Annotated in this window: 1 pseudogene; it reads left to right on the top strand. The window is 65.9% G+C overall.

The features are described from left to right. Positions 1-364 (top strand): annotated as a pseudogene (locus tag AB0C16_RS41010) (translation initiation factor IF-2); the annotation flags it as partial.

Genomic DNA, 364 nt, shown 5'->3' with positions numbered 1-364 from the left:
ATCCTGCACCGCGGTGTGGGTGCGGTCACCGAGTCGGACATCAACCTGGCGACGGGTTCCGACGCCATCGTGATCGGCTTCAACGTGCGCGCCGCAGGGCGTGCCGAGCAGATGGCCGAGCGCGAAGGCGTGGACGTCCGGTACTACTCGGTCATCTACCAGGCGATCGAAGAGATCGAAGCGGCCCTCAAGGGTCTGCTCAAGCCGGAGTACGAAGAGGTCGAGCTCGGCACGGCGGAGATCCGCGAGATCTTCCGCTCGTCCAAGCTGGGCAACATCGCCGGTGTGCTGGTCCGCTCCGGCGAGGTCAAGCGCAACACCAAGGCGCGCCTGCTGCGCGATGGCAAGGTCATCGCGGAGAACC

It is taken from the genome of Nonomuraea sp. NPDC048916, assembly GCF_040649575.1.
Taxonomy (GTDB): Bacteria; Actinomycetota; Actinomycetes; order Streptosporangiales; family Streptosporangiaceae; genus Nonomuraea.
The sequence above is the reverse complement of the archived record's forward strand: the minus strand, read 5'-3'. Positions and strand labels throughout refer to the sequence as shown.